Source organism: Pseudomonas sp. RA_15y_Pfl2_54, from assembly GCF_963971015.1.
Lineage (GTDB): Bacteria > Pseudomonadota > Gammaproteobacteria > Pseudomonadales > Pseudomonadaceae > Aquipseudomonas > Aquipseudomonas baetica_A.
The window spans coordinates 215,272-222,826 of record NZ_CAXAPN010000005.1 but is presented as its reverse complement, the minus strand read 5'-3'; the positions used below and the strand labels follow the sequence as shown (position 1 = coordinate 222,826).

Below are 7,555 nucleotides of genomic sequence, written 5' to 3'. Positions count from 1 at the left end.
GCGGCGCCGCCGCTCCTGACCCAAAAGCTCCCCACTCTTGTCGTTGCTATTAGTCATAAACATAACCGTTTGCCTATCCCTTATCGTAAGGGGGAAACGGTGTCCTGTCTTTCATGGGGCTCGTCCAGTGCCCGCGATCGAAGACAAAGGTGACCATCGCGGGCAATCAGTACTTCAATACTGCGTCAGATCCGCCAACGGATGTCGGCCCTCCCAAACCTTGTGAAAGTGCGCCTCGACCACTGCATCCGGCACGTGATTGACGTCCGGCCAATGCCAGTGCGGCTTCTGATCCTTGTCGATCAACCGTGCGCGGACCCCTTCACTGAACTCAGGATGCCGGCAGCAATTGAGGCTCAGGGTGTATTCCATCTGAAAGACTTCGGCGAGTGACATATAACGGGCGCGGATGATCTGTTCCCAGACCAGATGAGCGGTCACCGGCGAGCCTTCGCTCAGGGTCTTGGCAGCGCGGGCGAGTAACGGGTCGCTGCTGTCACGTTGCAGGCTGATGGCTTTCCACGCACAGGTGACGTCGCTGACGTCGAGCAGATCGTCGATTTGCTGACGACGCGGCAACCACTGCGCCTCTGGCAATTGGCCAACGGCTTCCTGCTGCAACGCTTTGAGCAGGCTGTTGAGTTGCATGTCGGTCTGTTCCTGCCAGTTCAATTGCAGCAGGCCTTCGATCAGTTCCGGTTGTTGTTCGTCGAGCATAAAACGGTCGGCCAAGCCCAGATCAATCGCATCGCGCCCGTTCAGGTGCGCGCCGGTCAGGCCGAGAAACAAGCCGAGCTTGCCCGGCAGCCTTGAGAGAAACCAACTGGCACCCACATCCGGATACAGACCAATGGTGATTTCCGGCATCGCCAAGCGGCTGCTCGGGGTGACGATCCGCGTGCTGGCGCCTTGCAACAAGCCCATGCCGCCGCCCAGCACGTAGCCGTGGCCCCAGCAGATCAGCGGTTTTGGATAAGTGTGCAGGCTGTAATCCAGGCGATATTCCGCGCTGAAGAACTGCGCGGCCAGCGGCGGCACTTCGCCGGGATGGGCGCGACAGGCTTCCACCAGGCTGCGCACTTCGCCGCCGGCGCAGAAGGCCTTGGCGCCGTTGCCGCGCAGCAGTACGCAGACGATTTGCGGATCCTTGGCCCAAACGTTCAGTTTGTCGCTCAAGGCGTTGATCATTGGCAGGGACAACGCGTTCAGCGATTTTTCAGCATCCAGGCTGGCGATACCGATGCGGGCGCCGTCGGTGCCGGTGAGTTCTTCGAAGTGCAGATTCATCGTGACCTCGATCGGGAATTGGAGCGTTCAGTATGATCGCTGTGGGGGAAAGTGCCGGATCTGCGTCAGATCAATTGACAAGCGTGGTCGGCTTTCCTAGGGTTCGCCCCATTGTTTTTGCCGGGTATGACCATGACTGCTGACGACCGTATCAAACTCGAACCGAGCTGGAAGGAGGCACTGCGTGCCGAATTCGACCAGCCTTACATGGCAGAGTTGCGTAACTTCCTGCAGCAGGAGCGGGCGGCCGGCAAGGAAATCTATCCGCCGGGGCCGCTGATTTTCAACGCGCTGAATTCGACGCCGCTGGATAAAGTCAAAGTGGTGATCCTCGGCCAGGACCCGTATCACGGCCCGGGCCAGGCCCATGGCCTGTGCTTCTCGGTGCAACCGGGTGTGCCGGCACCGCCGTCGCTGGTCAACATCTATAAAGAGTTGAAGCGCGACCTGAACATCGACATCCCCACCCATGGCTACTTGCAGAGCTGGGCCGATCAAGGCGTGTTGATGCTTAACACCACCATGACGGTGGAGCGTGCCACCGCCAACGCGCACAAGGACAAGGGCTGGCAGTTTTTCACTGATCGAATCATTGAGCTGGTCAGCGAGCAGCAGCCGCACCTAGTGTTCATGCTGTGGGGCGCCCATGCGCAGAGCAAGCAAAAGCTGATTGATGCGACCAAGCATCTGGTGCTGACGTCAGTGCATCCGTCACCGTTGTCGGCGTATCGTGGCTTTTTGGGTTGCGGGCACTTCAGTCGCACCAACAAGTTTCTGGAGCAGAACGGCGAGACGCCGATTGAGTGGCGGTTGCCGCCGGTTTGATGGGGCAACCCGGTCTTTCTGAATTATTCGGAATTGCGATTCCAGTATTTGAACAACGGCTCAGCCAGAAACAGCACAAACAACAACCGCATCACCTGCATCGCCGTCACCAGCGGCACCGACAGTTGCAGGGTCTGCGCCGTCAGACTCATTTCAGCGATACCGCCAGGCATCATGCCCAGGGTCAGCGAGCGTAGATCCAGATGGGTCAGTGTGCTCAAGCCCAGCGCCGCCAATGTGGCGATCAACATGGTCAACACCGTGCCGATCAACGTGCGGCCCATGAACGATGGCGCCCGCCGGAAGAATTGCCGGTTGAAGTGGCAGCCCAAACCGCTGCCGATCAGCCACTGGCCAATCTGACTGCCGCCATCGGGCAGACCGATGTGCAAGTCCCAGCCAATGCTGATCGACGCGCTCACCAGCAATGGCCCGAACAGCCAGGGATTGGGTTGACGCAGTCGCTCCCAGACCCAGGCGAGCAGGGCTCCCGCCGGAAACAGAAGCGCCAGCCAGCGCCAGTCGACGCTGCCTGCGTGAGAAACAGGCGTGCCATCGCCGAGCAAATACTTGAACGCCGCCGGCACACACAACACCACCACCAACACCCGCAAACTCTGCCCCGCCGCGACATGGCTGAGCATCGCGCCGTTGCGCGCGCCGAGGTTGACCATCTCACCCGAGCCGCCGGGCATGCTGGAAAAAAACGCGGTAGCTCGATCTTCGCCGGTACGGCGCATCAACCACACACCGACCACCGCCGACACACTGGTGACCAGCGCCCCGAAGAAGATCAAACCGAAATGACTCAGCACCTGTTCCATCACCACCGGGGTGAAGTGCAGGCCGATGCCGATTCCCACAATCCACTGGCCGCATTTACGCCCGCCAGGGATTTCGCTCAATTGCCAAGGAGTGAAGCAGCGCACGAGGATGATCGCCAGCAACGAGCCGACCATCCACGGCAGTGGCCAGCCGATCTGGCTGGCGATATAACCGCCAAGCAGACCGACCAGCGGCGTTCCCCACCCGGTCTTGAGCGACCGATCAGACACCGGCAATGGCGCGACGGGCAGCGGAACGTTTGCGCCAGATACGGATGATCGGCATCAAGAGCATGATCCCCGTCAACACCCAGCAACCGAGGGTGATCGGGCTCGACCAGAGGATTTCCAGTGCACCGTTGGAGATCGACAGGGCGCGGCGCAGGTTCTGCTCCATCAGTTCGCCGAGGATGAAGCCCAGCAGCAGCGGCGACAACGGGAAGTCCAGCTTGCGCAGGATGTAACCGAAGATACCAATGCCGATCATCAGGAACAGATCGAACGTGGTGGCATGCACCGCGTAAACGCCGATCCCGGTGATGATGGCGATGACCGGCACCAGTGCCCAGTTCGGCACGGCGAGGATGCGGGTGAACACGCGGATCATCGGGATGTTGAGAACCACCAGCATGACGTTGGCGATGAACAACGAGGCGATCAGACCCCAGACGATGTCCGGTTGTTGCTGGAATAGCAGTGGGCCCGGCGTGATGTTGTACAGCGATAGCGCACCGATCATCACCGCGGTGGTACCTGAACCTGGAACACCGAGGGTCAGCATCGGCACCAAGGCACCGCAAGCCGCGCCACCGATGGCGGTTTCCGGGGCTGCGAGGCCACGGGCATCGCCCTCACCAAATTTGCCTGTGGCGCCGGCAAGACGCTTCTCGGTCATGTAGGCCACGGCGCTGGCAAGCGTCGCACCGGCCCCCGGCAACACGCCCATGATGAAACCCAGCACGCCGCAACGCAGGTTCACCGTGAACACCGACGCCGCTTCCTTGAAGTTGAACATCATGCGCCCGGTGGCTTTTACCGCTTCCTGGCCGTGGTGGGTTTTTTCCAGCAGCAGGAGGATTTCGCTGATGGAGAACAGGCCCAGCACCAGCACGACGAACTGAATGCCGTCAGTCAGGTGAATGTTGTCACCGGTGAAGCGATACACGCCGCTGTTGGCGTCGATGCCGACGGTCGACAGGAACAGACCGATCAGCGCCGCAATAAAGGTTTTCAGCGGTCGATCACCGGCCATGCCGCCGAGACAGACAATCGCGAAGACCATCAACACGAAGTATTCCGCCGGACCAAAGGCAATCGCCCATTTCGCCAGCAGCGGGGCGAACAGCACCATGCCGCAAGTGGCGATGAGCGCGCCGATGAACGAACTCCACGCCGACAGCGACAACGCCACGCCAGCCAGACCCTTGCGGGCCATCGGGTAGCCGTCGAGGGTGGTCATTACGGTGGAGGCTTCGCCAGGAATGTTCAGCAGGATCGAACTGATTCGCCCGCCGTATTCGCAGCCCAGATAAACCGCCGCCAGCAGAATCAACGCCGATTCCGGCGGCAGGCCGAGGGCGAATGCGATCGGGATCAGCAGGGCCACGCCGTTGATCGGGCCCAGACCCGGCAGCAGGCCGACGACAGTACCGATCAAGGTGCCGCAGAGCGCGGTGACCAGGTTGTAGGGGGTCAGCGCGACGCCAAAGCCCTGACCCAAATAGCCAAGAGTATCCATATCAGTTCTCCAGAACGTCGAGCAGGCCGAGGGGCAGCGGAACGTCCATCACACGGTCGAACAGCAGGTAAAGACCGACGGCCATCAGGCTGATGATCACGATGCTTGGCAACCAGCGGCCGCCGTACAGGCGCGCCATCGGTATGCCCGTCAGGATGCTGGCGATGATGAAACCAAGGGGTTCGAAGGTGCCGGCGAACACCAGCAGCAGAATCACGCAAATACCGATCTTGGTCAGGGTTTCACGATCCAGCGGCGGCTCGTCATCTTTGCTTTTGATCGGTGCTGGACGAAACACCATGTACAGCAAGGCCAGGCCCATCAGACCGAGCATCAACAGAGGAAAGGCGCGAGGGCCAACCGGTTCGTAGGAAAAGGCTGCCTGATACGGCCAGGCCATCAGTGCCAGGCCGACGCAGGCCAGCAACAGCACCGAGGCGAAAATGCGTTGAATAAGCATGGGGAACTCCTGTGCTGCAGCCCCGGGCGAACGGGGCCACAGCCGCTAGACAGAGACGATCACTGAATCAGGCCGAACTCTTTGGCCAGCACTTTGTAGTCCGCGACCTGCTTCTTCACGTAGGTGTCCAGTTCCGGACCGGTCATGGCGAACGGGAACAGTTCACGCTGATCGCGCAGCTTGGCGAAGTCTTCGGAGGCCAGCAGTTTGTCGAATGCCGCTTTCCACCAGGCGTAGTCTTCATCGCTGACTTTTGGCCCGAGGTAGAAACCGCGTACCACCGGCCAGACGATGTCATAGCCTTGCTCTTTGGCCGTCGGGATGTCTTTCATTTCCGGCTGATCCAGACGCTTGTCGGCAAACACCGCCAGCAGACGCATGTCACCGCTCTGGATGTGCGGCATGGAGTCGGAGATGTCGGTGCTGCCGACCTGAATGTGCCCGCCAAGCAGGGCCGTGGCGATTTCGCCGCCGCCTTCGAGGGCGACGTAACGCAGGTCACGCGGGTTGATCCCGGCAGCCTTGGCGATCAGCGCTGTTTGCATCCAGTCCTGGCTGCCGACGGTGCCACCGGAACCGATGACCACTTTGCTCGGATCTTTCTTCAGCGCCTGAACGAGATCGTCGAGAGTCTTGTAGGGCGAATCGCTTTTCACGGCGATGGCGCCGTAGCTTGTACCGACGGCTGCCAGCCAGCGCACGTTGCTTTCATCGAAACGACCGAACTTGCCCTGAGCCAGGTTCAGCAGCGAACCGCTCGACCACGCCACCAGGGTGCCGGCGTCGGCGGGACGTTGAGCGACCACCGCGTTGTAGGCGACCGCGCCGACACCGCCGGGCATGTAGGTCACGCGCATCGGTTTGCTCAGCAGCTTCTCGTTGACCAGCGCACTTTGCGCCAGTTTGCAGGTCAGGTCGAAACCACCGCCAGGCGAAGCCGGGGCGATACATTCCGGACGTTTCGGTTCGGCCAAGAGCTGGCCGGCAAACAGGATGCAACTGGCGGCGAGAGCCACTTTACGCAGTGATAAGTTCATTTCAGTCTCCACGGACATTGTTGTTATTCGAGGTGTTGCTTACCCAAGGGCGGTTACCAAAGAGCAACGCTATAGCTCACCAGCAGACGCACTTCGTCCGCATCGCGAGCAGAATAGTTGGAACGGTAGGTTGCATTACGCAGGCGCACGGCAACGTCTTTCAGGGCGCCGCTTTGCACCACATATTTGATTTCGGTGTTGCGCTCCCACTCTTTGCCTTCATCACCGTTCTTGAGTTTGATGTTGTCGCCGCTCAAGTAGCGGGTCATGAAGCTCAGGCCAGGGATGCCGAGTTTGCCGAAGTCATAGTCGTAACGTGCTTGCCAGGAGCGCTCTTCGGCGCCGGCGAAATCGTTGATCTGCACGAAGTTGACCAGGTACGGGTCACTGCCATCGACATAGGGGAATGCACTGTCGCCGGACATGTGCTGATAACCGGCGGTGAACTTGTGGCCGCTCAAGGCATAGCTGACCAGACCGTTGAGCGAGCGGTTGTCGATCTCGCCGCCACGGGCTGCGCCTTGGTCATCACTGAGGGCAAAACGCAGGTCGGTCGCAAAAGTCCCCGGGCCCATCGACCGTGAGGCGACGAGGCCGAAAAAGTGCTGGTTGTAGACTTCGTCGAGTTGGGCGAAGTGGTAACTGCCAGTGATCTTGTCGGTGAACTTGTAGTCCACGCCGCCAAAATCGAAGTGCTTACCGGCGACGGCGCCAGCGAAGCGGCCGTTCTTGTTGTTGAGGGCGATGTCCTCGAAATCGGTGCTGTCGCGATCCTTGGCCTTCTCCAGACGGCCACCGGTGAAGGTCAGGTTCTTGAACTCTTTGGACGTCAGCAAGCCGCCTTCAAAGGTCTGCGGCAGGATGCGCCCGTCGTTCGCCTTGAGGATTGGCAGTTCGGGAATCAGGCTGCCGATTTTCAGTTCCGTGGCGGAGATCTTTACTTTGCCGGTCAGGCCGACTTTCGAGTATTCGTTCGCGGCGCGCCCATCGTCGTGGGTCGGCAGCAGGCCGCTGCCGGTGCGATCCGGACTCGAATCGAGTTTGACCCCGAGCATGCCCAGCGCATCGACACCGAACCCCACGGTGCCGTCGGTGTAACCCGATTGCAGATTGAGCATGAAACCCTGAGCCCATTCATCGCGTTTGGATTGCTGGGCGCTGGTGCCAGAGCGAAAGTCGCGGTTGAAATACATGTTGCGGGTTTCGAAGGTGGCGCTGCTGTCTTCGATGAAGTCGGCGTGGCTCAGCGGCGAAAAACCGGCGAGGGCGGCGGCACTGGCAAGGGCGGTATGGCTGAAACGGGAAGGACGAACAGGCGTGAGAGCCTTGGTCTGCAAGGACGGCATGCGGGGGTACTCCGTTTATTGTTCTTATTGGTCGAAAA

General features: G+C 60.3%; 7 protein-coding genes. 1 reads left to right on the top strand and 6 read right to left on the bottom strand.

What is annotated here, in order from left to right; translation table 11 throughout:
• Positions 1–174: 174 nt before the first annotated feature.
• Positions 175–1,287, bottom strand: a complete 1,113-nt coding sequence (locus AACY50_RS05915) for an enoyl-CoA hydratase/isomerase family protein (RefSeq protein WP_339430735.1) — start codon at positions 1,285–1,287, stop codon at positions 175–177.
• 132 nt (positions 1,288–1,419) lie between these two features.
• Here AACY50_RS05915 and ung point away from each other — a divergent pair, with 132 nt between their 5' ends.
• Positions 1,420–2,112: a uracil-DNA glycosylase gene (gene ung, locus AACY50_RS05910; protein WP_339464857.1), complete on the top strand. Its 693-nt coding sequence runs from the start codon at positions 1,420–1,422 to the stop codon at positions 2,110–2,112.
• A gap of 23 nt (positions 2,113–2,135) precedes the next feature.
• Here ung and AACY50_RS05905 read toward each other — a convergent pair whose 3' ends face one another.
• The 5 genes from AACY50_RS05905 to AACY50_RS05885 are packed head-to-tail and all read right to left on the bottom strand — an operon-like array spanning position 2,136 to position 7,517.
• Positions 2,136–3,167, bottom strand: coding sequence for an AbrB family transcriptional regulator (locus AACY50_RS05905; protein ID WP_339464858.1), 1,032 nt, complete (start codon positions 3,165–3,167; stop codon positions 2,136–2,138).
• The gene (locus AACY50_RS05900) at positions 3,160–4,674 is read right to left on the bottom strand and encodes a tripartite tricarboxylate transporter permease (protein WP_339430737.1); all 1,515 of its coding nucleotides are present in this window, start codon (positions 4,672–4,674) and stop codon (positions 3,160–3,162) included. The genes AACY50_RS05905 and AACY50_RS05900 overlap by 8 nt, the downstream gene beginning before the upstream one ends.
• Position 4,675: 1 nt before the next feature.
• A complete protein-coding gene (locus AACY50_RS05895; protein ID WP_339430738.1) occupies positions 4,676–5,134 on the bottom strand; it encodes a tripartite tricarboxylate transporter TctB family protein in 459 nt (152 codons plus the stop codon).
• A gap of 59 nt (positions 5,135–5,193) precedes the next feature.
• Positions 5,194–6,171 carry a Bug family tripartite tricarboxylate transporter substrate binding protein gene (locus AACY50_RS05890; protein ID WP_339430739.1) on the bottom strand — a complete coding sequence of 326 codons (978 nt, stop codon included), beginning with the start codon at positions 6,169–6,171 and terminating at the stop codon, positions 5,194–5,196.
• Between the two features lie 53 nt (positions 6,172–6,224).
• The gene (locus AACY50_RS05885; RefSeq protein WP_339464859.1) at positions 6,225–7,517 is read right to left on the bottom strand and encodes an OprD family porin; all 1,293 of its coding nucleotides are present in this window, start codon (positions 7,515–7,517) and stop codon (positions 6,225–6,227) included.
• Positions 7,518–7,555 lie beyond the last annotated feature (38 nt).